General features: G+C 68.7%; 27 protein-coding genes, 1 tRNA gene and 1 riboswitch. Of the genes, 22 read left to right on the top strand and 6 right to left on the bottom strand.

The window, feature by feature from the left end; genetic code table 11:
- Positions 1 to 2: 2 nt before the first annotated feature.
- The gene (locus ABD116_RS20830) at positions 3 to 890 is read right to left on the bottom strand and encodes a RecB family exonuclease (RefSeq protein ID WP_343972523.1); all 888 of its coding nucleotides are present in this window, start codon (positions 888 to 890) and stop codon (positions 3 to 5) included.
- Between the two features lie 147 nt (positions 891 to 1,037).
- Here ABD116_RS20830 and ABD116_RS20825 point away from each other — a divergent pair, with 147 nt between their 5' ends.
- Together ABD116_RS20825 and ABD116_RS20820 are read left to right on the top strand one after the other, a co-directional pair.
- Positions 1,038 to 1,844: an intradiol ring-cleavage dioxygenase gene (locus tag ABD116_RS20825; protein WP_343972520.1), complete on the top strand. Its 807-nt coding sequence runs from the start codon at positions 1,038 to 1,040 to the stop codon at positions 1,842 to 1,844.
- 34 nt (positions 1,845 to 1,878) lie between these two features.
- A complete protein-coding gene (locus tag ABD116_RS20820; protein ID WP_343972517.1) occupies positions 1,879 to 3,030 on the top strand; it encodes a M50 family metallopeptidase in 1,152 nt (383 codons plus the stop codon).
- 412 nt (positions 3,031 to 3,442) lie between these two features.
- On the opposite strand, the gene ABD116_RS20815 is transcribed toward ABD116_RS20820, so the two are convergent.
- A complete protein-coding gene (locus ABD116_RS20815) occupies positions 3,443 to 4,405 on the bottom strand; it encodes a DNA glycosylase AlkZ-like family protein (protein ID WP_343972514.1) in 963 nt (320 codons plus the stop codon).
- Between the two features lie 48 nt (positions 4,406 to 4,453).
- Here ABD116_RS20815 and ABD116_RS20810 point away from each other — a divergent pair, with 48 nt between their 5' ends.
- From ABD116_RS20810 to ABD116_RS20795, 4 genes are all read left to right on the top strand, one after another.
- Positions 4,454 to 5,410 carry a tRNA (adenine-N1)-methyltransferase gene (locus tag ABD116_RS20810; protein ID WP_343972510.1) on the top strand — a complete coding sequence of 319 codons (957 nt, stop codon included), beginning with the start codon at positions 4,454 to 4,456 and terminating at the stop codon, positions 5,408 to 5,410.
- A gap of 69 nt (positions 5,411 to 5,479) precedes the next feature.
- Positions 5,480 to 7,225 (top strand): proteasome ATPase, encoded by a 1,746-nt coding sequence (gene arc / locus ABD116_RS20805; protein WP_343972507.1) that lies wholly within the window; start codon positions 5,480 to 5,482, stop codon positions 7,223 to 7,225.
- A 129-nt stretch (positions 7,226 to 7,354) separates the two neighbouring features.
- Entirely contained in the window at positions 7,355 to 9,553 is a 2,199-nt protein-coding gene (locus ABD116_RS20800) for a hypothetical protein (protein WP_343972504.1), read from the top strand.
- 68 nt (positions 9,554 to 9,621) lie between these two features.
- Positions 9,622 to 9,963, top strand: a complete 342-nt coding sequence (locus ABD116_RS20795) for a hypothetical protein (protein WP_343972501.1) — start codon at positions 9,622 to 9,624, stop codon at positions 9,961 to 9,963.
- Here the strand turns inward: ABD116_RS20795 and ABD116_RS20790 are convergent.
- The 3 genes from ABD116_RS20790 to ABD116_RS20780 are packed head-to-tail and all read right to left on the bottom strand — an operon-like array spanning position 9,960 to position 12,709.
- A complete protein-coding gene (locus ABD116_RS20790) occupies positions 9,960 to 10,808 on the bottom strand; it encodes a hypothetical protein (protein WP_343972498.1) in 849 nt (282 codons plus the stop codon). The two genes, ABD116_RS20795 and ABD116_RS20790, sit on opposite strands and share 4 nt — an antisense overlap.
- Positions 10,805 to 11,437 carry an RNA polymerase sigma factor gene (locus ABD116_RS20785; RefSeq protein ID WP_343972496.1) on the bottom strand — a complete coding sequence of 211 codons (633 nt, stop codon included), beginning with the start codon at positions 11,435 to 11,437 and terminating at the stop codon, positions 10,805 to 10,807. The genes ABD116_RS20790 and ABD116_RS20785 overlap by 4 nt, the downstream gene beginning before the upstream one ends.
- 36 nt (positions 11,438 to 11,473) lie before the next feature.
- A complete protein-coding gene (locus ABD116_RS20780) occupies positions 11,474 to 12,709 on the bottom strand; it encodes a phosphotransferase (RefSeq protein WP_343972493.1) in 1,236 nt (411 codons plus the stop codon).
- A 73-nt stretch (positions 12,710 to 12,782) separates the two neighbouring features.
- Between ABD116_RS20780 and dop the strand changes: the two genes are divergently transcribed.
- The 14 genes from dop (at position 12,783) to ABD116_RS20710 (ending at position 24,161) form a co-directional block, all read left to right on the top strand.
- A complete protein-coding gene (gene dop / locus ABD116_RS20775) occupies positions 12,783 to 14,303 on the top strand; it encodes a depupylase/deamidase Dop (protein WP_343972490.1) in 1,521 nt (506 codons plus the stop codon).
- A gap of 58 nt (positions 14,304 to 14,361) precedes the next feature.
- Positions 14,362 to 14,571, top strand: a complete 210-nt coding sequence (locus ABD116_RS20770; protein WP_328324267.1) for a ubiquitin-like protein Pup — start codon at positions 14,362 to 14,364, stop codon at positions 14,569 to 14,571.
- 8 nt (positions 14,572 to 14,579) lie between these two features.
- Positions 14,580 to 15,422: a proteasome subunit beta gene (gene prcB, locus ABD116_RS20765; protein WP_343972487.1), complete on the top strand. Its 843-nt coding sequence runs from the start codon at positions 14,580 to 14,582 to the stop codon at positions 15,420 to 15,422.
- 32 nt (positions 15,423 to 15,454) lie between these two features.
- Positions 15,455 to 16,327, top strand: coding sequence for a proteasome subunit alpha (prcA, locus tag ABD116_RS20760; protein WP_343972484.1), 873 nt, complete (start codon positions 15,455 to 15,457; stop codon positions 16,325 to 16,327).
- On the top strand, positions 16,324 to 16,935 hold the full coding sequence (locus ABD116_RS20755) for an NUDIX hydrolase (protein ID WP_343972481.1): 612 nt from the start codon (positions 16,324 to 16,326) through the stop codon (positions 16,933 to 16,935). Before prcA ends, ABD116_RS20755 begins: the two co-directional genes overlap by 4 nt.
- Before the next feature lie 20 nt (positions 16,936 to 16,955).
- Positions 16,956 to 17,036, top strand: a riboswitch (ZMP/ZTP riboswitch).
- A gap of 30 nt (positions 17,037 to 17,066) precedes the next feature.
- Positions 17,067 to 17,951 (top strand): bifunctional 5,10-methylenetetrahydrofolate dehydrogenase/5,10-methenyltetrahydrofolate cyclohydrolase, encoded by an 885-nt coding sequence (locus ABD116_RS20750; RefSeq protein ID WP_343972478.1) that lies wholly within the window; start codon positions 17,067 to 17,069, stop codon positions 17,949 to 17,951.
- Between the two features lie 41 nt (positions 17,952 to 17,992).
- Complete coding sequence (aroH, locus tag ABD116_RS20745) at positions 17,993 to 18,361, top strand: chorismate mutase (RefSeq protein WP_343972475.1); 369 nt, start codon at positions 17,993 to 17,995, stop codon at positions 18,359 to 18,361.
- Entirely contained in the window at positions 18,358 to 19,431 is a 1,074-nt protein-coding gene (locus ABD116_RS20740) for a prephenate dehydrogenase (protein WP_343972472.1), read from the top strand. Before aroH ends, ABD116_RS20740 begins: the two co-directional genes overlap by 4 nt.
- 10 nt (positions 19,432 to 19,441) lie before the next feature.
- Complete coding sequence (gene cmk, locus ABD116_RS20735) at positions 19,442 to 20,128, top strand: (d)CMP kinase (protein ID WP_343972469.1); 687 nt, start codon at positions 19,442 to 19,444, stop codon at positions 20,126 to 20,128.
- The gene (locus ABD116_RS20730) at positions 20,125 to 20,856 is read left to right on the top strand and encodes a lysophospholipid acyltransferase family protein (protein ID WP_343972466.1); all 732 of its coding nucleotides are present in this window, start codon (positions 20,125 to 20,127) and stop codon (positions 20,854 to 20,856) included. The genes cmk and ABD116_RS20730 overlap by 4 nt, the downstream gene beginning before the upstream one ends.
- Positions 20,849 to 22,231, top strand: a complete 1,383-nt coding sequence (gene der / locus ABD116_RS20725) for a ribosome biogenesis GTPase Der (RefSeq protein WP_343972463.1) — start codon at positions 20,849 to 20,851, stop codon at positions 22,229 to 22,231. Before ABD116_RS20730 ends, der begins: the two co-directional genes overlap by 8 nt.
- Positions 22,232 to 22,301: 70 nt before the next feature.
- Positions 22,302 to 22,375: transfer RNA gene (locus tag ABD116_RS20720), tRNA-Pro, on the top strand.
- 50 nt (positions 22,376 to 22,425) lie between these two features.
- The gene (locus tag ABD116_RS20715) at positions 22,426 to 23,208 is read left to right on the top strand and encodes a group I intron-associated PD-(D/E)XK endonuclease (RefSeq protein ID WP_343972460.1); all 783 of its coding nucleotides are present in this window, start codon (positions 22,426 to 22,428) and stop codon (positions 23,206 to 23,208) included.
- Between the two features lie 23 nt (positions 23,209 to 23,231).
- Complete coding sequence (locus ABD116_RS20710) at positions 23,232 to 24,161, top strand: S1C family serine protease (protein WP_343972457.1); 930 nt, start codon at positions 23,232 to 23,234, stop codon at positions 24,159 to 24,161.
- On the opposite strand, the gene ABD116_RS20705 is transcribed toward ABD116_RS20710, so the two are convergent.
- Complete coding sequence (locus tag ABD116_RS20705; RefSeq protein ID WP_343972454.1) at positions 24,151 to 24,684, bottom strand: GNAT family N-acetyltransferase; 534 nt, start codon at positions 24,682 to 24,684, stop codon at positions 24,151 to 24,153. The genes ABD116_RS20710 and ABD116_RS20705 overlap by 11 nt on opposite strands.
- A 116-nt stretch (positions 24,685 to 24,800) precedes the next feature.
- Between ABD116_RS20705 and ABD116_RS20700 the strand changes: the two genes are divergently transcribed.
- Together ABD116_RS20700 and ABD116_RS20695 are read left to right on the top strand one after the other, a co-directional pair.
- Positions 24,801 to 26,261, top strand: a complete 1,461-nt coding sequence (locus tag ABD116_RS20700; protein ID WP_343972451.1) for a glycoside hydrolase — start codon at positions 24,801 to 24,803, stop codon at positions 26,259 to 26,261.
- 15 nt (positions 26,262 to 26,276) lie between these two features.
- Entirely contained in the window at positions 26,277 to 26,564 is a 288-nt protein-coding gene (locus ABD116_RS20695; protein ID WP_343972448.1) for a hypothetical protein, read from the top strand.
- Positions 26,565 to 26,569: the final 5 nt, after the last annotated feature.

The following is a 26,569-nucleotide window of genomic DNA, read 5'->3' as shown; positions in this document are numbered from 1 at the left end:
TTTCATCCGTCGACTCCGACCAGATCGACGCCCGCGGACTCCTGCGCGACCTCCTCGACCGAGCGGTTCGGAAGCGGCGGCGGAGTGCCGCCCCAGGCGGGGCAGATGGCCTTGTGGTCGCACCAGTCGCACAGCGGACCCGGGCTCGGCCGCCAGTCGCCGGACTCCAGCGCCCGGGTGATCGCGGTCCAGAGCGCGCCGACCTTGCGTTCACAAGCGCGCAAGTCGGCCTCGTCGGGAACGTACCGGACGATCTCGCCGTTGCCGAGGTAGACCAGCTGCAGCATCGCCGGTACGACGCCGCGCAGCCGCCACAGCACCAGCGCGTAGAACTTCATCTGGAAGAGCGCCTTGGCCTCGAAGAACTCCGACGGCGACCGGCCGGTCTTGTAGTCGACCACCCGGATCTCGCCGGTCGGCGCGACGTCGAGGCGGTCGACGTATCCGCGCAGGGTCAGGCCCGACTCCAGCTCGGTCTCGACGTACAACTCGCGCTCGGCCGGCTCCAGCAGATTCGGGTCTTCGAGCTTGAAGTACTTGCCGAGCAGCCCGTGCGCCTCGGCCAGCCACTTGGCGAGCTCCTCGCCGTCGGCGTCCTCGGCGAACAGCTCCGCGACCTCCGGCTCGGCCTCGAGCAGCTTCTGCCATTGCGGCTCGAGCATCTCGGCGGCGTGCTCCAGCGTCCGCTGGCCGCTCGGCAGGTCGAAGAGCCGCTCCAGGACAGCGTGCACGACGGTGCCCCGGACCGCGGCCGGCGAAGGCTTCTCCGGCAGCCGGTCGATCACCCGGAACCGGTACTTGAGCGGGCAGCTCATGAAGTCCGCCGCCCGGGACGGAGACAGCGCTCCGTTCGGGTGGCCGTGCTTGTCGACTGCTGGTGCGACGCTCATGCCGCCAAGGCTAGGCGAGACCACGGACAGTCGGGGCCGTCGCCGCACTGGTTGTGGACAACGGGCTCCCAGCGAACTCCCAGCAGACTTTCGGCGAACCATCGGTCGGGGTCGGCACGCTGGAGGCACCAAGCAAGGGAGACCGACATGCACGACCACGACAGAGGCCTCGAATTCGACCTCGGCATGCTCCGCCGACGCAACGTCCTCAGGCTGTTCGCCGGAGCCGGCCTGGCGGTGGTCGCCGGCTGTGCGGCGGACACGAGCACGTCCGGCGGCTCGTCGCCGAGCGCGGCCGGTACGACGAGCAGCACGCCGTCGGGGACCGGTGTCGACGAGATCCCGGAGGAGACGGCGGGGCCGTTCCCGGGGGACGGGTCCAATGGGCCGAACGTGCTGACCGAGTCGGGCATCGTGCGCAGTGACCTCACCAAGAGCTTCGGCAGTGCGACCGGGGTGGCTGAGGGCGTCCCGCTGACGGTGCAACTCGTAGTACTGGATGCGGCGAAGGACACGCCTCTGGCCGGTGCTGCGGTCTACCTGTGGCATTGCGACGCCCAGGGCCGCTACTCGCTCTACGACGGCGAGATCACCAACGAGAACTACTGCCGCGGAGTACAGGCTGCGAATGCGGCCGGCGAGGTCACCTTCACCACGATCTTCCCAGCGGCGTACCAGGGGAGATGGCCGCACATCCACTTCGAGGTCTACTCGTCGTTGTCCGAGGCGACGGCCGCGGGGAAGATCAGCGCGACCTCACAGCTCGCGCTGCCCGAGGACGCCTGCAAAACGGTCTACGCGACCACCGGCTACGACGGCAGCGCCCAGAACCTCGCGAACACGTCGCTGCGGACCGACAACGTGTTCCGCGACGACGCGGCCGTGCACCAGCTGGCGACGATCAGCGGGGACGTGAAGAGCGGATTCACGGCTCGGCTTGCCGTGGGGGTGTAAGGCTTGTTAACAGGGGACCAGTAGCGTTGCACCGATGTCCGATTCGCGTGATCCCCAGAGTCCCGCCCAGCCTGCCGGCCCAACCCCCGGTACCTGGGTGATCGGTCGTGTCCGCGGGATCAAGCTGACCATGCGGTTCACCTGGCTGCCGGTGGCGATGCTGCTGGCGCTCGGTTTCGCCAGCGTGATCGGGCAGCAGTTCCCCGAGCTGGGCAGCTGGCGGTACGTCGCGTCGTTCGCCTTCGTGGTCGCGTTCACCGCCTCGATCCTGATCCACGAGCTGGCGCACGCGCTGGTCGCGCTGCGGTTCGGCATCTCGGTGACCGAGATCAACCTCGGCTTCTTCGCGGCCGGCACGCACATCGAGGGGGAGCGGAAGAGCCCCTTCGAGGAGTTCGCCGTCTCCGTGGTCGGCCCGCTGGCGTCGCTGCTGGTCGGCGGCCTCGCCTACCTCGGCTCGCGGGCTGTGGACGAGGGCGTCGGGTATGTCGCCTTGTTCGAGCTCGCCATCGCCAACCTGATCGTCGGCGTCACCAACCTGCTGCCCGGGCTGCCGCTCGACGGCGGCTGGGTGCTGCGCGCCTTCGTGTGGAAACTGACCGGCAACATGCACAAGGGCACGATCGCTGCCGCCTGGGCCGGTCGCCTGATCGCGATCGCGGTCCTGGCGGCGCCGGTGATCCTGGAGCGGGTTTTCGACCGGCAGCCCACGCTTGTCGACTTCATCATCGCGCTGGCGGTCGGGTTCTTCCTCTGGATGGGCTCCACCGCGTCCCTGATGCAGGCCCGGCTCCGCAGCAAGCTGCCCTCCCTGCAGGTCCGCACGCTGGCCCGCCGAGCGATCGCAGTACACGCCGGTACGCCGATCTCCGAGGCCGTACGACTCGCAGCAGGTGCTCAAGCCGGCGCGGTCGTGGTCATCGACGGCGACGACAAGCCGCACGCGCTCGTCTCGGAATCCGCCGTCAACTCGGTCGCTCAGAACCAGCGCCCGTGGACCACGGTCGGCGAGGTCGCCACCCGGATCGGCGCCGGCCACATCATCGGCGTCAACGACACCGGCGAGGAGATCCTCGCGACGCTCCGCGAGAACCCCGCCTCGGAGTACCTGGTCCTCGACGCCAACGGCGCCGTCTACGGCGTCCTGGCCACCACCGACGTCGAACAGGCCTTCCGCAACCGCTGACCGGGGTTTTGCGTGGTGAGGGTGCTGTGGATTCGGGGTTGGCGCTGGCAGGTTTTCGGGTCGCTGACGCCAAACTTGGCGCCGGCGGTACAAAACCCGTCAGCGAACGCCGGTTCTTCGGCGGCTGGCGTTCTGCAGGTTGCGAGCGGCCGAACAACCCGCCAGCCGACCCCGAAATCACCGTACTGAACCGGTTCGGGGAGGGAAATCGCCCGCCCCACCCCTGCACTCCATCCGAACATCACCCCGGGCCACGACCGGCCCTGACCAAAGGACCCTCTGGCTCAGACCCCGCAGCGGAGACCGCGAACCACAGCCCCTCACCGCACCAACCCCGCAACCACAGTCCCTCGCCGCAGCAACCGCAATCCAGACCCACCTTCCGGTTCAGCCCCCGTCCGGCCTCCTTTGCTCAATGCTGTGCGATTTCGAGGGTCGGGGTTGCGCCGGGGATGGGCATGGTCAGTGCCTCGGTTTCGATGGTGGCTCTGGTTGCCGCGGTCGGCCTGCCGAGGTGTTTGAGGTGGAGTCGGCCGCCGCGACGGCCCCACATGCCGACTAGTTGCCCGTCTACCAGGAGACCGTTCGGGTGGAAGGTGTCGTACAGCGGTAGGTGCTTGCTGCCACCTGGCCCGACGAAGAGGCCGTGGCGGTCCTGCCCGAGCAGGCGAAGGTCGGGGGTAGGCAGGAAGCGGGCACCGGTCGGCTCCGGAGGGTTGCGGACGGCCTGCTCGGCCTCCGGCAGGATCCACGCGCGGTGACCGTCCAGGGCGACCTCCAGTAGCTCCAATTGGCCCCAGACCTCGCGGGCGTCCTTGGGTGAGAGACCGGACCACCAAGCGAAGGCAGCTGGGGTCGTCGGGCCGAACGCCTCGACGTGGAGGCGACAGAGTGCGCGGTGGGCGGCCATGAAATCGATCTCGGGGCGAGGGACCTCACGGAAGTACAGGGCACTGGTTGTCCAGCGCAACGCTATGCGGCCGGTCGCGCAGGCGCCTCTGAGGTCCGGAGCCCCGCTACGGCCCTCTGTACCGGCCAGATCCCGGCAGATGGTGTCTGCGGCCGTCTCCCAATACTTGAGCGCCTCCGGATCAAGCGGGAGGCGACCGACGGTGAAAACGCCGAAGTCCGCGCGCGGCAGGACGTACACAGCCGCTCTGGGGCTGTAGGTCTGGGTCAGGTCGGGGTGCTCCCACGCAGACGGCTCGCAGGCCTCTACCCGGGCGTGGAGCGCGACCAGGGCGTCACGAGGGGCGGTGTCCTGGAGGCCGTAGCGGGCGGCTTCGGCGTACGAGCCGGCCGGTAGGCGGGTGCTGAGGTGGTTGACGGAGAGGTGGTGGGCTACTGCTTGCTGACGGGTCAGCTGGAGGGGCATCGGCGGCATTCTCGGCTTGTCGGGGTGGCGAAGTAGGGTGAGCGCCTTATGTCTGATCTTCGTGATTTTCCTGATGCTTCCTTCTCCGGGGTGCACCACGGGCCGCTGCAGGCCGGTGAGTGGATCACCCTGTCCGACTCCAAAGGGCGCCGGCACTCGGTGTTCCTCGAGCGCGGGAAGATCTTCCACACCACCAAGGGCGGGATCGAGCACGACGAGCTGATCGACGGCCCCGACGCGGTGACGATCCGGTCCAAGGGCGGGGTCGAGTACCTCGCGCTGCGGCCGTTGATGGCGGACTACTCGGTGTCGATGCCGCGTGGTGCCGCGGTGATCTACCCCAAGGACACGGCCCAGATCGTGACCATGGCCGACATCTTCCCGGGCGCGAAGGTGGTCGAGGCCGGCGCCGGGTCGGGCGCGCTGACCACGGCGCTGTTGCGGGCGGTCGGCATCCATGGCCAGGTGATCTCGTTCGAGCGCCGCGAGGACTTCGCCGAGGTGGCCCGCAAGAACGTCACCGGCTTCTTCGGCGCCGAGCACCCGGCTTGGACGCTGCACGTCGGCGACCTGGTGGAGTCGCTGGAGGAAGAGGACGTCGATCGGATCGTGCTCGACATGCTGGCCCCCTGGGAGTGCATCGACGCCGCTGCGGGTGCCCTGGTGCCGGGTGGGGTGTTCTGCGCGTACGTGGCCACCACGACCCAGCTGAGCCGGGTTGTGGAGACGCTGCGGGCCCATGGCGAGTTCACCGAGCCGCGGGCCTGGGAGTCGCTCGTGCGCGACTGGCACGTCGAAGGGCTGGCGGTCCGTCCTGGCCACCGAATGCAAGGCCACACGGCCTTCCTGGTCACGGCTCGACGGATGGCGCACGGCGTCCAGGCGCCGCGGAAGAAGCGCCGGCCGGCCCCGGGCGCGTACGGCGACGACTATTCCGGGCCGCGCAAGTCCGATACACCCACCGACACGCCGGGCACAACCGATTCATCCGCAACCGACACGTGATGGGATTCAGCTTGCTCGGCGTGCTTTTCTGGGTAAGGTCCATAGGGTCGAGCCCCACATGGTGAGGTGATGATCGTGGCTGGAGACGAGAGTCCTACCGCGGCAGAGCTGCGTAACCAGGTCCGTTACCTGGAGGCCGAGGTCGCAGCGTTGCGGCGGAGGTTGTTGGAGCACCCGGCGGACAGCCGGTCGCTCGAGAGCAGACTGTCCGAAACCCAGGCGTCCTTGTCGAGTGTGACCGCCCAGAACGAGCGGTTGGCGGAAACACTGCGCGAGGCCCGAGAGAAGATCATCGCCCTGAAGGAGGAGGTCGACCGGCTGGCGCAACCGCCGTCCGGTTTCGGTACCTTCCTGGGCCGCAACGACGACGACACGCTGGACGTGTTCACCGGGGGCCGCAAGCTCCGCGTCGCCGCGAGCCCATCAGTCGACCTGGACGGGCTCCGGCTCGGCCAGGAACTGATGCTGAACGAGGCGCTGAACGTGGTCGAGGCCTGCGACTTCGAGGTCGTCGGCGACGTGGTGATGCTGAAGGAGCTGCTGGCCGACGGCGAGCGGGCACTGGTGATCGCGCAGGCCGACGAGGAACGCGTCGTCCGGCTCGCCTCGCCGCTGCTCGACATCGCGCTGCGGACCGGCGACTCGCTGCTGCTGGAGCCCCGCTCCGGCTATGTCTACGAGAAGATCCCGAAGTCCGAGGTCGAGGAGCTGGTGCTCGAAGAGGTCCCGGACATCGACTACACCCAGATCGGTGGTCTGGCCGGCCAGATCGAGGCGATCCGGGACGCGGTCGAGCTGCCGTACCTGCACAAGGACCTGTTCCTTGAGCACGAGCTCAAGCCACCGAAGGGTGTGCTGCTCTACGGCCCGCCCGGCTGCGGCAAGACGCTGATCGCGAAGGCGGTGGCGAACTCGCTGGCCAAGAAGGTCGCCGAGCGGACCGGGGTGGCGGAGCAGAGGTCGTTCTTCCTCAACATCAAGGGCCCCGAGCTGCTGAACAAATACGTCGGCGAGACCGAGCGGCACATCCGCCTGGTCTTCCAGCGGGCCCGGGAGAAGGCCTCCGAGGGCATGCCGGTGATCGTGTTCTTCGACGAGATGGACTCGCTGTTCCGCACCCGCGGCTCCGGCGTCTCCTCCGATGTCGAGAACACCATCGTCCCGCAGTTGCTGAGCGAGATCGACGGTGTCGAGGGCCTCGAGAACGTCCTGGTGATCGGTGCCTCGAACCGTGAGGACATGATCGACCCGGCGATCCTGCGGCCGGGCCGGCTGGACGTGAAGATCAAGATCGAGCGGCCGGACGCCGAGGCGGCGCGCGACATCTTCTCGAAGTACCTGACGACGACCCTGCCGCTGCACGCCGAGGACCTGAGTGAATTCGGTGGCGACCGGGCCTCGTGCGTGAACGGGATGATCCAGCGCACGGTCGAGCGGATGTACACCGAGGCCGACGAGAACCGCTTCCTCGAGGTCACCTACGCCAACGGTGACAAGGAGGTCCTGTACTTCAAGGACTTCAACTCGGGCGCGATGATCCAGAACATCGTCGACCGGGCCAAGAAGATGGCGATCAAGGCCTTCCTGGACGACAAGCAGAAGGGCCTGCGGGTGCAGCACCTGCTGCAGGCGTGCGTCGACGAGTTCAAGGAGAACGAGGACCTGCCGAACACGACCAACCCGGACGACTGGGCCCGGATCTCCGGCAAGAAGGGCGAGCGGATCGTCTACATCCGGACGCTCATCTCCGGCAAGCAGGGCACCGAGCCGGGCCGGTCGATCGACACAGCCACCAACACGGGTCAGTACCTGTAACCAGCTCCAACCGCAGCCGCCCCGGTCCGCGATGTCGGACCGGGGCGGCTGTTGCGTTGGCCGCCCGGTCGTGCTTTCTTAGGCTCCAAGGGGAAGGGCCTGGGGGAGGGCTACAGGGGGTGGGCGAGCATGCCCAGGTTCAGCATGTCCGGGATCGTTCAGCAGGTGGCGCGGGCCGACTGGCTCAGGCCGTTCCTGACCGGGTTCTTCATCGACGGCGTCGAGGTCACGCAGGTGATCCAGTACCGGCACGCCGCCGAGCACCTGACCGACTCGGACGATCATGGGCCGGACAACTCGATTCAGCTGGTCGCCGACAAGACGGCGTACGTGCGGGTGTTCGTGCACGGCGTGTTCAACGATGTGCCCAATGTGCGGGCGAGCGTGACGGTGCAGAAGATGCGGTACGGGGTCTGGGTGGATGCCGGGTCGCTGGTCCAGCAGATGCCGGGGTCTGTGACAGCGCTTGCCGATCCGGACTACGCGACCGAACGCGGGTCGCTGGCGAACAGTCTCAACTTCGTCATCCCGGCTGCTCAGATGCGTGGGACGTTCCGGCTGAAGGTGTCCGCGGTCAGCGGCCGCCAGGTGGCGGAGTACATGCAGGTGGTGAACGCGAGCCTGCTCCAGACGCTCAGGGTGCGGATGATTCCGGTCCACTATTCGGGCGACGACATCGCGGGCAACCACGTCGACCTGCCGGCGCCGTCGCTGGCCGACCTGCAGTCGACGGTACGGCGGACGCTGGACTGGTACCCGGTCTCCAAGACGCCCGAGCTCTCGGTCGCCGGCCAGATGAACTGGTTCGTGCCGCTGACCGGCGGTATCGTCAAAGGCAAGTGCCCGGACGTCTGGAACAGCTTGCTGGCCTGGCTCTACCTGGTGAAGATGGCCGACGGCAACAAGCCCGGCTGGCTGTACTACGGGATGCTGCCGAGCACGATCCCGCGCGACGGTACCGGCGGTTGCGGCGGCGGTGGAGCCGGACTCGGCGCCGGGCCGGTCGGGTCCCAGGAAGCGATGGGCCACGAATTCGGCCACGTGCTCGACTTCAGGCATGCACCGTGCGGACTCACCAACGATCCCAAGGTCGACCTGAACTATCCGGCGTACGAGCCGTACGACTCGGAGACCAGCAAGATGGCGTCCATCGGCGAGTACGGCTTCGACCTGGCCGGGCCGACCATCATCTCGCCGGCGGTCGGGCGCGACTTCATGTCGTACTGCAATCCGCGGTGGCCGTCGCTCTATCAGTACCAACGGATGGTGCAGCATCCGGCGCTGAACCCGACCTGGATCCCAGGGCCGGGTGACATGCGGCCGCCGAATGTGGAGCTGGATCTGGACGGGCCGATTCCGCATTACATCCCGGATCCGCCGCCACCGTGGGTGGTCGATCTGCAGAGTCCGGTGCTGACGTTGATGGTGTTCGGGCGGCTGGTCGACGGCCAGATCGAGGTCGAGCACGTGCTGACGCTGGAGACGACTGTCGCGGCGTTGGGGAGCAGTCTTCCGGGGACGCGGCTCGATCTGATTGACGACGTGGGGCGGATCGTCGCTACGGCGCCGGTGCAGGTGGTCGAGACTGCCGCGTGTGGGGATGGGCAGGGCGGCTGCGGCGGATGCAGTGGAGGTTGCGGTGATCCAGCGAGTTCCGGGGTGATCTGTGCGGTGATACCGGAGCCGCCGCGAGGCTCTACGTTGCGGATCGTGCGGGACGAGGAGGAGACGTGGATCCGGGAGCCTGCTGGTGCTCCGCCGCGAGTAGAGGGCCTGCAGGGCGCCGTGGAGGGCGACTGGGTGCGTCTGACCTGGCAGGAGGAGGTGTACGCCGAGAAGGTGCTCCGGCTGCTGCGCTGGTCGGCCGACGAGGGGGAGACCTGGCAGGTACTCGCCGGTGCGCTCGATGCCGGCGAGGCGACCGTACCGGTGGCGCCATTGCAGGCTGGGTCGGCGCTGGTGCAGGTGATTATCTCGGACGGCTTCGACACGGCAGTGAGCGAGTGGACGCGGCTCGACGTACCCAGCCGACCACCGGAGGCCTCCATCCTCGCACCGGCGTCGGGGGCGACCGTGCGGGCCGGTTCGTTGGTACGGCTGTGGGCACTCGCCACGGACTGCTTCGGCCGGCCGCTGGCGGATGAGCAACTGCACTGGGAGTTGGACGGGCAGCGCGTTGGTACCGGCTCTGAGGTCTTCGCGGACCTGATGGACTTCGAGGGCGACCACCGGGCGGTGCTGGTCGCCGACGACGGCAACGGCCGGGTGGAGGTCGTGTCGGACTTCTGGGCCTCCGGTGACGGGCGGGTGCCGCATCGCCGCCGGTGATCGTCAGAGGGGCGGGTAGGGGGTTTCCCCGATAGGCAGCGACCTGATCGCGTCGTACCTTGACGGGTATGGCGACGGACGAGATTCGCAAGGACCTGCGGGCCGCGGTGGCGGCACGGCAGGAGCTGGGGCCGGAGTACGAGCTCGAGGTGATAGAGGGGTTCCTCTCGAAGCTCGATGCGCACACCGCCCAGCATCTCGCCACGCCGCCGGTGCAGGCACCGAAGCCGAGCCGCGAGGGCGACCCCGGTGGGCTCGCCCTCGCGATCGTCTCGGTCACTGCCGGCATCCCGATCACCGCCATCGCCGCGGCCCAGGAAGGCGCCTTCGCCATCGTCATCTGCTGGGGCGGCCTGGTGGGCATCAACCTCGCTCGCTCGATCTCCCGCTTCATCGGCCGCCAGCACTAGTACCGCAACGGCACCGGGTTTCCGCTGGAGTCGAAGGCCCGGAACTCCTCGCGCTGCTGGGCGCGGGGTGTTGCGCCGGTGTCCACGACGCTCTGGGTGAACCCGAACCCGTCGGCGACCGCGCCTTCGGTCCACGGACCCGCACCGCCGGTCCAGACGAACCGGGACTCGAGGCGGGCGATCCCAGGCCGGACCCGCATCAAGGATGTGCCCACCTCTGCTCCGGCGTTGCTGCTGCGCGGACCATCCGGGGGCAGCTTCCCGGACGGGCCGACCCGGCCGGGCGGGATGGACGGCGGCCTGACGGCCGTCGTGCGGTCGATGATCAGGATGCCCTGGGCGGCGGTCGGGATCTTGGCGATCTCACTCTCCTCGTGGCCCGTGGCCACGGGAACCGGCGCCAGGCAGAACGACAGCGGCGGGTGACCCGTCGGTCTCGGCGCAGGCTCGCGCACCAGCACGATGGTGCCTGGGGTGTCTGCGGGCCCGCCCTCTCCGAACACGCGGCGGCTCCACACGGTCTGCAGCGGCCGGCTGTGCGGGATCATGCAGTCCTTGATCGCCGCCTTGACCTGCTGGGGAGTGGCCGGGCCGAGGTCGCGGTTGACGATGCCGGGGTCGCCGGCCGGCGGTACGTCGGGCTTGCTCGAGCCGCTGTGCTGGTCGACGGCTACGAGCGTGCCGGCGACTACCGCGAATGTCGCGGCGACGGCGAGGGCAGGAACGGCCCAGCGGCGGATGCCCTTGGACGGTGGGCGGTTGGTATCCATCACGCGGTTGCGCAGGCGGCTGCGCTGGGCCGGGCTGAGCGGCGGTACGCGCGGCGGCTCCAGTCGGGTGTTCATGAGGTCTCCTCGGAGAGCGCGTCGCGGTCGAGCAGGTCGGGGAAGCGGCGGCGGGTGCGGTGGAGGCGGGCCTTGACGGTGCCTAGGGGGACGCCTAGGGCGTCGGCGGCTTCCGCTTGGGTGAGGCCGGCCCAGACGACCAGTTCCAGGGTTTCGCGTTCGTGGCGGGGGAGTTTGGCGACCGCCTGGCGGATGCGGGACATCTGGCGCTCGTCGTCGAGTCTGCGAGCTACGTCGGCGGCGTGGTCGGACCCTTGCGCGGGGTCGGGCAGGCGGTCGAGCAGGTTGCGGAAGCGGGCGGCTGTGCGGGCCAGGGTGCGGCACTCGTTACCTGCGACGACCAGCAGCCAGCCACGGGCGCTCGGAGCGGTCAGCGGGCCTGGTGGGTTGCGCTGGAAGCGGCGCCAGGTGTTGAGGAACGTGGTCTGGACGACGTCCTCCGCGGTGTTCCACGAGGCGGTACGCCGGAACGCGAAAGCGTGCACATCGTCCGCATAGCGATCGAACAGCTCGCCGAGGGCGTGTCGGTCGCCTTGCCGCAACCGGTCCCACAACTCACGGTCCGGTGGGCTCCCTGCGGATCCGGTCGCCATGACGGGCTCCGTCTCGTCGGTCAGGATGTTCTTCACACCGGGGAGTGACCGCTCGGTCCGCCGATGGTTGCATCACAACCGGGTCAGGATCTCCGCGAGTCCGCTCTCCACGTCGTCCGGCAGGTCGAGCAGGAGGCCCCGGTGGACGCCGTACCAGGGGGCTAGGCGATGCCAGTCGAGGGCGCGCTGGCGTAGTACCGGGGTTAGGTCGTAGGTCTCGGCCAGGCCGGTCGCTATGCCGTCCGGGGCGTCGTTGAGGAGCCAGGACAGGTCCAGGGCCGGGTCGCCGATCTCTGCGTCGGTCCAGTCGATCACGCCGCCGATCCGGCCGTCCTGGACGAGGATGTGCTCGTCGCCGAGATCCCCGTGGACCAGTGCAGTGCGGGTGGTCGCCACGCGGGCCAGGAGTTCGAGTGCGGTCTGTCGGGCGTGGTCGGGGAGCAGCGGGACGACCTGTGCGCGGCACTCGTCCAGGAAGACCGTCTTGGCTGCAGCGGCCGTCGCTGCGTCGACGGCACCTCGGGCTGCGGCCTCGGCCGGGTCTACGGAGTGGAGAGCGCTGAGGAATTCGCCTAGTTCGCGGCCGAGCGCAGTACTGCCTTCTTCGAGTGGCCTACCTAGCAGGACGCGGTGGCGTACGCCGTACTGCGTCTGCTCGGGCACTGGGACCGGTACTGGGAGTTGCGGGGCCAGCCAGGGCATCAGGGTGGTCTCGGCCAGCAGGCGCGGGCGGACCGCCTCGCGGCGCGGCTCACGGTTGAGCCACTCGCCGTCAAGCCACGCCCGGCTGTCCCAGCCGTTGTCATCGATCGTCAGCGCGTAGGTCCGGACCAGTGGGCCGAGCAGGGCGACGGTGTCCGGCATGAACGACCACTCGTCGAACTTGGCCACCAGGTCAGCCGGTGACATCCACGCGCCCCACTCGACCTCCTCCGGCTGGTGCTTCACCGGGCCGTCCCAGACGCAGGTGTACAGGTAGGCGCGGTAGCTGGTGTGGTCGTCCGCGTAGTCGCCCTCGGGCAGCCTGGTCAGCTCGACCCCGGTGATGCCCAGCTCCTCGTCCAGTTCCCGTACGACGGCGTCGTACGGATCCTCGCCCGCCGCGACGACACCCCCGGCCGCGAAGTCGTACCGATGCGGGTAGACGTCCTTGGTCGGCGTCCGGCGGTGCACGTAGATCTCACCGGCGCTGTTCCGGACCAGTACGCCGGTGGCCCCGTGGCGCAGGTTCTCGCGCCGCATCACGGAGCGTGGCGCCGACCCGCACACCCGGCCGTCGCTGTCCAGCAGAGCCACCAGTTCGTCCATTTCCGAAGTCTCACAGATAACCCTGTGGACACTTCAACGCAATTAGTCCGCCCAACCGCGTAGGCTCGATCGCATGAGTGTTCGGCGGATCATGGGGACCGAGACCGAGTTCGGCATCTCGGTTCCTGGCCAGCCCGGGGCCAACCCGATGCTGACCTCGAGCCAGGTGGTGAACGGCTACGCCCAGACGCAGCCCTTGGCGCGCAAGACGCGGTGGGACTTCGACGAGGAGCACCCGCTGCGGGACGCGCGCGGCTTCGACCTGAGCCGGGAGGTGGCCGACTCCAGCCAGCTCACCGACGAGGAGACCGGCCTGGCCAACGTCATCCTCACCAACGGCGCCAGGCTGTACGTCGACCACGCCCACCCGGAGTACTCGGCGCCCGAGTGCACCAACCCGCGTGACGTGGTGGTCTGGGACAAGGCCGGCGAACTGGTGATCATGGAGGGCGCCCGGCAGGCCCGCCAGATCCCCGGCGCGCCACAGCTGAACCTCTACAAGAACAACACCGACAACAAGGGCGCGTCGTACGGATCGCACGAGAACTACCTGATGCGCCGGTCCACGCCGTTCGCGTCGATCGTGCGGCACCTGACGCCGTTCTTCGTCAGCCGCCAGGTGGTCACCGGGGCCGGCCGGGTCGGGATCGGCCAGGACGGCAACACCAACGGCTTCCAGATCAGCCAGCGGGCCGACTACTTCGAGGTCGAGGTCGGCCTGGAGACGACGCTCAAGCGGCCGATCATCAACACCCGCGACGAGCCGCACGCCAACCCCGACCGGTACCGCCGGCTGCACGTGATCATCGGCGACGCGAACCTGGCCGAGATCTCGACGTACCTGAAGGTCGGCACCACCTCGCTGGTGCTGGCGATGATCGAGGACGGCTGGCTGACCGACGACCTGTCCGTCGACCGGCCGGTCAACGCGCTGCACGAGATCAGCCACGACCCCAGCTGCACGCACCTGATGACGCTCAAGGACGGCCGCAAGATCACCGCCGTCCAGCTCCAGGTGGAGTATCTGGAGCAGGCCCGCAAGTACGTCGAGGACAAGTACGGCGACGACGCGGACCGGCAGACCAAGGACGTGCTGCAACGCTGGGAGAGCGTGCTCGACCAGCTGGCGACCGACCCGATGAAGCTGTCCGACCAGCTCGACTGGGTCGCGAAGTACAAGCTGCTGCAGTCCTACCGCGACCGCGACGGGCTGGAGTGGGACGACCCCAAGCTGCACCTGGTCGACCTGCAGTACGCCGATCTGCGCCCGGACAAGGGCCTGTACTACAAACTCGTCAAGAGTGGCCGGATGCAACGGCTGGTCAGCGACGAGGAGATCCGGATGGCGGTATCCCACCCGCCGACGGACACCCGCGCCTACTTCCGCGGCCGCTGCATGCAGCAGTACGCCGGTCAGGTCGCCGCCGCGTCCTGGGACTCGGTGATCTTCGACCTGCCCGGCCGTGAATCGCTTCAACGGATCCCGACGCTGGACCCGCTGCGAGGCACGAAAGCGCATGTCGGAGCCTTGCTGGACCAGTGCGACACCGCGAGTGACCTGGTTCGCACCATTACTGGGGGCGCTGCCGGGTAGGGTCGCTATAGAGGACCGGTTGGGCGGTCCTCCACAGCGGTTCTAGGAGGTGTGTGCCATGGCGAAAGACGGCGGACAGCAGCACAAGCAGCCGAAGCGCTCGTCGACCGAGGAAGAGGTCGCCGAGACCAAGTCCAGTGAGGACGTGGCCGAGCGCAAGGAACGGCTCGACGACGACGTGGATTCGATCCTCGACGAGATCGACGAGGTGCTGGAGGAGAACGCGGAAGAGTTCGTCCGCGGCTTCGTGCAAAAGGGTGGGGAGTGAACCGCTAGATGACATTCGATGCCTCCGGCCGGTTGCCGGAAGCCTTCCTGACCCCAGGTGGCTCGTCCTTCATGGACTTCCTGGCCGGGCACGCGCCCGACCTGTTGCCCGGACGGCGCGACCTGGGGGCGGGTGATTTCGGCAAGGACGTACCGCACGGCACGACCATCGTCGCCGCCATCTTCCCCGGTGGCGTCGTGATGGCCGGTGACCGGCGGGCGACGATGGGCAACGTGATCGCCCAGCGCGACATCGAGAAGGTCTTCCCGGCCGACGAGTACTCTTGCGTCGCCTTCGCCGGCACGGCCGGGCTCGGGATCGAGATGGTGCGGCTGTTCCAGGTCGAGCTCGAGCACTACGAGAAGCTCGAGGGCACCACGCTCAGCCTGGACGGCAAGGCCAACCGGCTGACCGCGCTGATCCGCGGCAACCTGCCGATGGCGATGCAGGGCCTGGCCGTGGTGCCGCTGTTCGCGGGCTACGACCACGACCAGAAGGCCGGCCGGATCTACTCCTACGACCCGACCGGTGGGCGGTACGAGGAGCTCGGCGGCTACCACAGCGTCGGTTCCGGCTCACTGTTCGCCCGGGGCGCGCTGAAGAAGCTCTACCGTCCGGACCTGACCGAGTCCGAGGTGGCGACCGTGCTGGTCCAGTCCCTGGTCGACGCGGCCGACGACGACTCCGCGACCGGTGGTCCGGACATGTTGCGGCGGATCTTCCCGGTGGTCGGCGTGGTGACCGCGGACGGTTACCGGCGGCTGCCGGCCGAGGAGGTCGGCGCGATCGTGGACACCGTCATCGCCGCCCGGCACGAGCGTCCCGACGGCCCGTCCGCGCCGCTGACCTGACCACCATCGACTGATAGAGGACGACACCCCAGATGAGTACGCCGTTCTACGTCTCGCCCGAACAGTTGATGCGGGACCGGGCCGACTTCGCCCGCAAGGGCATCGCCAAGGGGCGCAGCGCGATCGCGCTGCAGTACGCCGACGGCATCCTGTTCGTCGCCGAGAACCGGTCCCCGGCGCTGCACAAGGTGGCCGAGATCTACGACCGGATGGCCTTCGCGGCCGTCGGGCGGTACAACGAGTTCGAGAACCTGCGGATCGCCGGCGTCCGGCTGGCCGACATGCGGGGCTACTCGTACGACCGCCGCGACGTGACCGGCCGCGCGCTGGCGAACGCGTACGCGCAGACGCTCGGCGCGATCTTCTCCTCCGGTGGCGAGAAGCCGCTCGAGGTGGAGATCCTGGTCGCCGAGATCGGCGCCAGCACGGCCGAGGACCAGATCTACCGGCTCACCTACGACGGCTCGATCGCGGACGTCCGCGGGTACGCCGTGATGGGCGGCCCGGCCGAGCAGGTCGCGGAGTACGTCGGTGAGCACTACTCCGAGGGCATCTCGCTGGCGGGGGCGCTGCGTCTCGCGGTGGATGCGCTCGGCCACGACGGTACCGAGGTGAGGCAGCTCGAGCCGGACCAGATCGAGGTCGCCATCCTCGACCGGACCCGCACCCAGGTCCGCAAGTTCAAGCGGATCTCGGACGACACGCTGGCCCGGATCCTGTCCGAGTCGCGCCCGGACACCTCACCGGCCGAACCGGTCACGCACGAGCCGGAGGAGACCGTCAACGGCGGCTCCTACGAGAGCGACGCGGCCACCCCGACGGACGACGCCCCCGTGGCGCCCCCCGCCGAGGACGACACTCCGATCGCGCCGCCGGAGAACCCGGACACCGACCGCCCGCTGTGACGGACAACCTGCCGTCCGCCCCTGGCTCCACGCCGGGGGCGGACGACGTACGTCCGGGCGATCCTCAGCCGTGGGTGCTGGTGGGGGAGACGCCCGGCTACAAGGGCTTCCTCACGGTGAATGTCCGCCGCTATCGGCTGCCCGATGGACGCGAAGCGGTCTGGGACGTCTCCGGCCCCGAGTCCGGAGCGGACATCAGGGCCGGTGTGACCGTGTTGCCGCTGACCCCGGACGGCCGGATCGTCACGGTACGGATGTTCCGCGCGGGCCCCGACAAGATCGTCACCAACCTGCCCGGTGGCCTGATCGACCCCGGCGAGGATCCGGCCGACGCGGGCCGGCGTGAACTCGAGGAAGAGACCGGCTACACCTGCGAGTCCATCGAGGTGAAGGGCTGGCTCTGGGCCGGTTCGTCGTCGACCTTCCGCAAGTACGTTGCCATCGCCCGCGGCTGCCGCCCGAACGGCAAGCAGTCCCTCGACGAGTTCGAGGACTGCGTCCCGGTGGAACTCACCCCGGCCGAGTTCCGCACTGACCTGCGCACCTCCGGCACGATGACCGGCACCGACGCCGCCTACCTCGCCCTCGACCACGCCGGCCTGCTCTAGCAACTCGCGCAGTAAACTCTGCGGTGGACCGCGACTGGCGCTGAGGTGGGGTACCACCGGGGAACGGTCTGATTGCTGAGCCGCGCGCCTGGGCATCCGAGTTGAGCTGTCGATGCCTGGAGGAGTGAGTCTTGAGCGCGAAGTTGATGGTTGGGACCGAGCTGGCCGCCGAGATGGTGGCGAGCGCGGGGGAGCGGGCGAAGAAGCTGGTCGAGGAGACCGGGGTGCAGCCGTGTCTGGCGACCGTGCTGGTTGGCGACGATCCGGCGTCGGCGACGTACGTGCGGATGAAGCAGAATCGCAGCAAGAAGGCCGGGATCGGGTCGCGGAGCGTGGTGTTGCCTGCGGCCACGACCACCGAGGAGCTGGTCGCCGAGATCGGGAAGCTGTCGGCTGACCCGGCCGTGCACGGGATCCTGCTGCAGCACCCGGTGCCGGCGCAGATCGACGAGCGGGCCGCGTTCGAAGCGATCGCGCCGGGCAAGGATGTCGACGGCGTGACGATGCACGGTTTCGCGGCGATGGCGTTCGGCGAACCGGGCTTCGTCTCCTGTACGCCGGGTGGCATCCTGCGGCTGCTGCAGGCGTACGACGTACCGCTCGAAGGCGCGCACGCCGTCGTCATCGGTCGCAGCCCGATCCTCGGCAAGCCGGCCGGGATGTTGCTGCTGGCATCGAACGCGACCGTCACCTACACGCACTCCAAGACGCGCGACCTGGCCGACATCGTCAGGACGGCGGACATCGTGGTCGCCGCCGTGGGCCGGGCCAACTTCGTCCGCGGCGACTGGCTGAAGCCGGGCGCTGTCGTGATCGATGCCGGATACAACGAAGGCAACGTCGGCGACGTCCACTTCGAGGAAGCCGCTGAGGTGGCCGGCCTGATCACCCCGGTCCCCGGTGGCGTCGGCCCGATGACGATCGCGCTCCTGCTGGAGCAGACCGTCGAGGCAGCCGAGGCGCAGACGAGGGCAGTATCCGAGACGGTTGCGCACCAGCTGGACCATCTGTCCTAGGGTTGAGACTGAACAAGCATTCGATCGAGGAGGCAGACGCTGTGGCGGTACGGGCGATCCGCGGTGCCACCCAGCTCGAGGTGGACGAGCGGGAGCATCTGCTCGCCCGGTCCGCCGAGCTGGTCAGGGCCGTGCTGGAGGCCAACGACCTCGAGTCGGCGGACCTGATCAGCATCCTGTTCACCGTCACGCCAGACCTGCACTCGGAGTTCCCGGCGGTGGCCGGCCGGCAGATCGGGCTGACCGACGTACCGCTGATGTGCATGCAGGAGATCGACGTCCCGCACGCGTTGCCGCGGGTGGTCCGGATGATGGTGCATGCCGACTCGCCGCGGTCGCGGGAGAAGATCCAGCACGTCTACCTGCACGGTGCCGTCAGTCTGCGCCCCGACCTGACCGGCGCCCAGTGACCGAGCTGCGCGGCCCGGTCCGCATCGTGGGCACCGGCCTGATCGGTACGTCGATCGGCCTCGCGCTGGGCCGGCTCGGTGTCGTCGTGGAGCTCGTCGACGCCGACCCGGACAACGCCCTGATGGCCGAGCGGATCGGGGCCGGCTCGCGCCTGGTCCAGATCGAGCCGCAACTGGTCGTCGTCGCCGTACCGCCGGACCACGTCGGCGAGGTCATCGTCGAGCAGCTCCAGCAGACCGACGCGATCGTCACCGACGCCGCGAGCGTGAAGTCGAAGCCACTCCACGATGCTCGTGCTCTGGTCGCGTCGCCCGAGGAGCTTTCCCGGTACGTCGGCAGCCACCCGATGGCCGGCTCCGAGCGCAGCGGCCCACTGGCCGGCCGGGCGGACCTCTTCGAGGGCGCGACCTGGGCGATCACCCCGCACGAGACCAGCGAGCCCGCCGCGGTAGAGCTGGTACGCCGCCTCGCCGAGGCCGCCGGAGCCCGCACGGTCGAGCTGTCCGTCGCGGACCACGACCTCGCCGTGGCCCGCGTCTCGCACCTGCCCCAGCTGATGTCGTCGCTGGCCGCAGGCACCCTGGTCGACGCGCCCGCCGCGCATCTCGAGCTGTCCGGCCAAGGCGTCCGCGACGTCACCCGGATCGCGGCCGGCGATCCCGGCCTGTGGACCCAGATCGTCTCGGCCAACTCGCCTGCCCTGAGCGGCTTGCTGGAAGGGATCCGCGACGAGCTCGACCGGCTGTTGATTGCCCTCGGCAAGGAAGAGGCGACCGACGAGGTGACCGCCGTACTGAACCGCGGCGTCTCCGGCGCGATCCGGGTGCCGGGCAAGCACGGCACCCCGCACATCGACCTGGTCCCCGTGCTCGTCACCATCCCCGACCGCCCCGGCCAGCTGGCCCGGTTGTTCGCGGATGCCGCCGAGTCCGGCGCCAACGTCGAGGACCTGCGGATCGACCACAGCCCCGGCCGCCCGGTCGGTGAGGTCGAGCTGTCGGTCAAGCCGGCGTCGGTCGATCAGCTGGTGGAGGTACTGACCGAGCGTGGCTGGTCCGTGCACCGGTAATCTTCGGCCCATGATCATCGCTGTTGACGGCCCGAGCGGGTCCGGTAAGTCGAGCACGGCCCGCGGAGTCGCGACCAGGCTCGGTCTGCAGTACCTGGACACGGGGGCGATGTACCGGGCGGTGACGTGGTCGGCGCTGGAGCACGGGCTCGACCTGGATGACCTCGCGGCGGTGGCGGAGCGAGCCCGCGCAGTACAGCTGTCGATCAGTACCGATCCACAGCGGGCGCAGTTCGCGGCGGACGGAGTCGACGTCACCGAGGCGATCCGGGATCCCCGGATCAGCGCCAGCGTCAGCAAGATCGCGACCAACCTCGACGTACGGGCCGAGTTGATCCGGCGTCAGCGGGAACTGATCGAGGCATCCCAGCCGACCGGTGGAGCGGTGGTCGAGGGGCGTGACATCGCCACTGTGGTGTGGCCGCACGCCGAGTTGAAGCTGCTGCTGACAGCCGACCAAGAGGCCCGAATGGCTCGGCGTAAGGCGGAGCTGGCCGAGGGTGCGGTCACCGCCGACCAGTTGCGGGACCAGATCGTCCGCCGGGACGCCGACGACTCGACCGTCTCGCAGTTCCAGGTGGCCTCCGACGGCGCGGTGGAAATCGATTCGACCCATCTGACGTTGGAAGAGGTCATCGACGTCATCTGCCGACTGGCGAAGGAGGCTGAGGCCGCGTCACGCGACCGGGACTCATGACTGCTGACGAGCTGACCGGGCACCGAGACCTGCCCCGGACCGACGATCTGCCGGCCATCCCGCATCGGCTGGGCAGTGTCCTGCGTCACGTCGTCCGGCCCTACATGCGGCGGCGCTACGACCTGACGATCCACCATGAGGAGCGCTTTCCCGCCGTCGGCCCGGTACTGATCGCGCCGAACCACCTCAGCCTGCTCGACGGTCCGTTGCTCGGCGCGGTCGCGCCGCGGATGCTGCACCAGCTCGGAAAGGTCGAGGCGTTCCAGGGCGTGCAGGGCTTCCTGCTGCACCGTGCCGGCCAGATCTCGATCGATCGCTCGCAGTACGACGTACTGGCGATCCGCCGGGCGATCCAGATCCTGCGCGAAGGCCGGGCGCTGAGCGTGTATCCCGAGGGGAACCGCGGCCCGGGCGATTTCCGCCGGATCCGCGGGGGAGTGGCCTACCTCGCGATGGTCACCGGAGCGCCGATCCTCCCCGTGGCACTGCTCGGGACGCGGCAGCCAGGGGGCAATATCGAGCACTTCCCGCCCCGCGGCAGCCGGGTCGACGTGGTATATGGCGAGAGCTTCACGGTTGACCGCGTATCCTTTCCCAGGAGGCAGGTCGACGTACGCGCGGTTGCCGACCAGATCGGCGACGTGTTGCGGGCCCATGTGCAGGCGGCCGTCGAAGCCACCGGCCACCCGCTCCCGGGCGCGCCAGACCAGAAGGATCCTGATGAGTGACCTGCCCACCGGCTACGAGTTCGACGCGGAGCCGACCCACGACCGCGAAGACACCGGCCCCTTGCCGGTGGTGGCGATCGTCGGCCGGCCGAACGTGGGCAAGTCGACGCTGGTGAACCGGATCATCGGCCGCCGCGAGGCCGTGGTCGAGGACACCCCGGGCGTCACTCGCGACCGGGTCTCGTACGACGCCAACTGGGCCGGCCGTGGCTTCACGCTGGTCGACACCGGCGGCTGGGACCCGGATGCGGTCGGCATGGCGGCTTTGGTGGCGGCGCAGGCCGAGGTCGCGATCAACGCTGCCGACGCGGTGCTGTTCGTGGTCGACGCGACGGTCGGGATCACCGACTCCGACGAGGCAGTGGTTCGCGTCCTGCGGAAGGCCGGCAAGCCCGTCGTACTGGCCGCCAACAAGGTCGACGACGCGCGCGTCGAGGCCGAGGCGATGAACCTGTGGAGCCTGGGCATCGGGGAGCCGTTCCCGATCTCGGCGATGCACGGACGTGGTACCGGCGACATGCTGGACGCCGTACTGGCCGCGTTGCCGGAGGCACCTGCCGAGCGGGACGCTCAACTGGGCGGGCCGCGGCGGGTCGCGATCGTCGGCAAGCCGAACGTGGGCAAGTCGTCGCTGCTGAACAAGGTCGCCAAGGAGGACCGCGTCGTCGTCAGCGAGGTCTCCGGTACGACGGTCGACCCGGTCGACGAGGAGATCGTCCTCGGCGGCAAGCAGTGGCGCTTCATCGACACCGCCGGTATCCGCCGCAAGGTGAAGAACGTGCAGGGGCACGAGTACTACGCCAGCCTGCGCACCAACAGCGCGATCGAGCGGGCCGAGGTCGTCGTCGTGGTGATCGACGCGTCCGAGCCGATGACCGAGCAGGACCTGCGGATCATGAACACCGTCGAGGAAGCCGGCAAGGCGCTCGTGATCGCCTACAACAAGTGGGACCTGGTCGACGAGGACCGCCGGTACTACCTGGAGCGCGAGATCGACCGCGACCTGGTGCAGTTCCGCTGGGCTCCCCGGGTGAACATCAGCGCGATGACCGGGCGCCACATGGAGAAGCTCGTCCCGGCCATCGAGGCGGCTCTCGAGGGTTGGCAGACCCGCGTTCCGACCGGTCAGCTCAACGCGTTCCTTGGCCGGCTGGTCGCTGCTCACCCGCACCCGGTGCGTAGTGGCAAGCAGCCGAAGATCCTGTTCGGCACCCAGGCGACGACGATGCCGCCGACCTTCGCCGTGTTCACGTCGGGCGCGTTCGAGCCGTCGTACCAGCGCTTCATCGAACGCCGCCTCCGCGAGGACTTCGGCTTCGTCGGCAGCCCCGTCCACGTCCAGATCCGCCCCCGCGTGAAGAAGCCGAAACGCTAGGACCCCTGGTCAAACCTGGTCTCCGAATGGGGTAAGGTTTACCCGCTTGCTCCTGTTGGGCAGGCGAATTCGGGCTGTAGCGCAGTTTGGTAGCGCATCTGGCTGGGGGCCAGAGGGTCGCAGGTTCAAATCCTGTCAGCCCGACCGAAAAGAGGGGCACCGATTCTGTCGGTGCCCCTCTTTACTGTCTCCCCATGAACACCATCGGGGACAAGCGCGGCTGGGGCGATGCCCAACTGCGGAAGGCGGTTGAGGACAACACCTCCTGGCGCGCGGTCGCCCGTGCCCTCGGACTGAAGGACACCTCGGCAGGCGTGATCCGCACGATCAAGCGGCATGCCGTCAGGCTCGAGCTGGAGACCGGACACTTCACCGGACAACGGCGGTGGACCGATGGTCAGCTTCGGCAAGCGTTGCTGGGATCGACCTGCTGGAGCGAGGTCTTCGTCAGCCTCGGGATCTCCGACAGCGGTCAGGACCGGGTGCGGATCAAGGGTCACGCCGTGCGGCTCGAGCTGGACTGCAGCCACCTGAAGACGCCGCATCGGGCGTCGATGGCGGGTGAGGTGTTCGATCTGCCGGTGCGGCCCGAACTGCTCAGTGCCGCGGCGCCCGGTATCGCGATGGCGTGGTTCGCGATGCGAGGGTGTGCGGTTGCGTTGCCGGTGGAGCCGCAGGTGTATGACCTCCTGGTGACCACGGCGGCGGGTGTGCAGCGGGTTCAGATCAAGACCTCCGTACGGCCGAACGGCAAGGGGCGGTGGAGCGTCGGGATCGGGCGGCGGCCGTACACGCTCGACAAATCAGCCTCGAAGATGCCTTACGATCCCGACTCTCTCGACCTGTTCTTCATCGTTCTGGGCGACGGCAGCATCTACGTGATCCCGAGCTCTGTGCTGGCCGGGCGAACCGGGATCTACGTCGATTCCTACCTGCCCTATCGGGTGGGCAATGCCGCCGGCTTGATTGCGGGGTAATGATGTAATCAGGAGGTGGCGAGATGATGGATGACGACGTGCTGGATGCGTACTCGCGGGTGGTGTCGGGGGTGGCGGAGTTGCTGATTCCGCGGGTGGCCAGTTTGCGGGTGAAGGGGCGGCGGGGGGAGTCGTCCGGGTCGGCGGTGGTGTTGACGGGGGACGGGCATCTGCTGACCAACGCGCATGTGGTGGGTGACGGGGACAGTGCGACGGCCGAGTTCGCGGACGGTACGGCGGCGCAGGCGCGGGTGATCGGGGTCGATCGGTTGTCGGATCTGGCCGTGCTGCGGGCAGATCGCGAGATCCCGGATCCGCCGGAGTACGGGGACGCCGACAAGGTGAAGGTCGGCAATCTGGTGGTTGCCGTGGGAAATCCGCTGGGGCTGGCGGGCAGCGTGACGGCTGGAGTGGTGAGTGCACTCGGGCGATCGCTGCCGGTCCGGTCGGGGACGGCGAGCCGGATCATCGAGGACGTGATCCAGACCGACGCGGCACTCAACCCGGGCAACTCCGGGGGAGCGCTTGCCGACGGCAACGGCCGGGTGATCGGGATCAACACGGCGGTCGCTGGCATCGGTCTCGGGCTGGCCGTGCCGATGAATCCGACGACCCGGCGGATCATCTACTCGCTGCTGCACGACGGCCGGGTTCGCCGGGCGTACCTCGGGCTGGTCACCACCCCGGCCCCGCTGCGCCCGCAGTTGGCCGAGCGCTTCGGTCAGCGGAACGCGTTGCGAGTGGTCGAGGTCATCTCCGGCAGCCCAGCTGCCGACGCGGGGTTGAGGCAAGGCGATCTGGTGCTCGCCGTCGACGGCACTCCGCTGCGGGACGCCCAATCCCTCCAGCGGCAACTCTTCGCCGACGCGATCGGCCGGCGTACCGAGATCACCGCGGTCCGCAACGGCGCCCTGGTCGACGTCGTCGCTGAGCCGGCCGAGCTCAGCGACTGAGCGAAGCCTTCAGCAGTACGCCGGCCCCGGGCGCCATCGGCGCCTTGGGAAAGGTGAAGTCACGGGTCACCTCGATGAACCCCAACCTCTCGTGGAGGTCGAGGGTTGCGCCGTTGCCGATATTCGCGAAGTAGTAGATCTCCCTGGCGCGCCCGGCCGTCCATCGCATCCGGTCGAGTGTGAGCAGCTCTCCGATCCCGTACCGCCGCCAGGCCGGCGCCACGATCAGGCCGACCAGGTAGTAGCCGGTCGGCGCCGCCGGATGCTCAGGCGTGAGGTCGTGGTGGAAGACGCCGCCGTAGGCGACCACCTCAGAGCCCGCGCAGGCGACCGCGACGTACCGGTCCTCTCGCTCGAGATCGTCGAGCAACATCAGCCGGCGCTTCTCCACCGGCCCGCCGGTCCGGCTGACGATCAGTTCGGCGCAGACGGCGAGATCCGCGGCGACGGCCGGCCGGACCGAGATCGCGCTCGCTGCCGCTCGGCGGGTCGAGTCGGGGTCGTAGGGCGCGAATCCGTTCATGAATGCAGAGCCTAGGTCGCAGGGCGATCGAGGGCCGTTGCGGAGATGGGCAACTACTTTCAGTGGGAGTAGTGTCGCGGGCAGTTAGCTACCCGGACCGCCCCCTGGAGGCTGCCATGCGTCGTCGTACCTTGCTGGGCTCGATCGTTGCCGCTCCGTTGGGGGCGGCGGTGCTCGGTCAGACAGCGCCGGCCGCCGCGGCCGCGAGCAGTATCGATCCGCGCGTCGACTGGGGAGCGTGGGAGGGCTGGGGGACATCGCTGTGCTGGTGGGGCAAGGCGCACGGCAACCGGGACGACCTGGCCGACGTCTTCTTCACCCGCGGCAACGTCCAGTACCAGGGCACGACCCTCCCCGGCCTCGGGCTCAACATCGCCCGCTACAACGCCGGCGCCTGCTCGACCAAGCCGATCAACGGCGAGTCGATGGTCCGCTCGCCCAACATCGGCGACCCCCGGCAGATCGACGGTTACTGGCTCGACTGGTTCAGCGCGGACCCGTCGTCGGCGAGCTGGAACTGGTACGTCGACAGCGCCCAGCGCAACCTGATGTGGAAGGCGCGCGACCGTGGCGTCAACCGGATCGAGCTGTTCTCCAACTCACCGATGTGGTGGATGTGCCAGAACCACAACCCCTCCGGTGCGGCCAACGGCGGCGACAACCTGCAGAGCTGGAACCACCAGCAGCACGCCGTGTACCTCGCCACTGTCGCCCGCTACGCCCACGACCACTGGGGTGTCGACTTCACCTCGGTAGAGCCCTTCAACGAGCCGGACGGCAACTGGTGGAAGGCTGACGGCTCCCAGGAGGGCTGCCACTTCGAACCGGCCACCCAGCGCCCAGTGATCAACTACCTGCGCGCAGAGCTGAACTCCCGCGACCTGGGCTGGATGCCGATCGCAGCGTCCGACTCCTGGGGCTATGACTCGGCCCTGTCCACTTGGAACAGCTTCGACAGCACCACGCGCGGCAACGTCGGCCGCATCAACGTGCACGGCTACCAGCAGGGCGGTGGCCGCCGGGACCTCCTGTACTCCGCTGCGAAGGCCGCCGGCCGCAAGGTGTGGAACTCGGAGTACGGCGAGAGCGACGCCACCGGGATGAGCCTGGCCAGCAACCTCAACCTCGACTTCCGCTGGCTGCACCCGTCCGCTTGGGTGTACTGGCAAGTGGTGGACGGAGGGGGCTGGGGGCTGATCGATGACCTCGGTGGGGGAGTCACCGGCGAGGCCAGCCCGAAGTACTACGTCCTGGCCCAGTACGCCCGCCACATCCGCCCCGGCATGCGCATCATCGACGGCGGCAACGGCAACACCATCGCGGCGTACGACCCCACCGCCCGCAAGCTCGTCATCGTCGCCACCAACTACGGCACCGCCCAATACCTCGACTTCGACCTGGCCAAGTTCACCAAGCCCTCCACCGACGGCGCCGCCATCCCACGCTGGTCCACCATCACGGGTGGCTCAGAGCGGTACCAGTTCCACCAGGACACCACCATGCACGGCACCCGCTTCTGGTCCTGGTTCGAACCCAACACCGTCCAGACCTTCGAGATCCCCGACGTCACCCTCTGAGGCAGACTCAGCCCCATGGACCTCACCGACGGCTGGACATTCGAGGCAATCGTCCAAGAAGGCGCCCCAGTCGACCTGGCAGGCGCCAACCCATGGAGCGCCGACTGGGTCCCGGTACCAGTCGGCAACATCACCGTCGAGCACCCGTCGTACCCGGGACAACTACACAACCTGTCCGTCTACAAGCTCGCCGGCCAGAATCCATCGATCTTCTTCGCAGCCGGCGAACTCTCGAACAGCGCCTGGGCCTTCTACCTGCCGACCAATCCGACACGCGAGTTTCTCGCCCGTCACCGCGGCTAGCGACG

It is taken from the genome of Kribbella koreensis, from assembly GCF_039525325.1.
In the GTDB taxonomy this organism is placed as follows: domain Bacteria; phylum Actinomycetota; class Actinomycetes; order Propionibacteriales; family Kribbellaceae; genus Kribbella; species Kribbella koreensis.
Note: the sequence above shows the minus strand (reverse complement) of the source record. Positions and strands in the feature narration are given on the sequence as shown.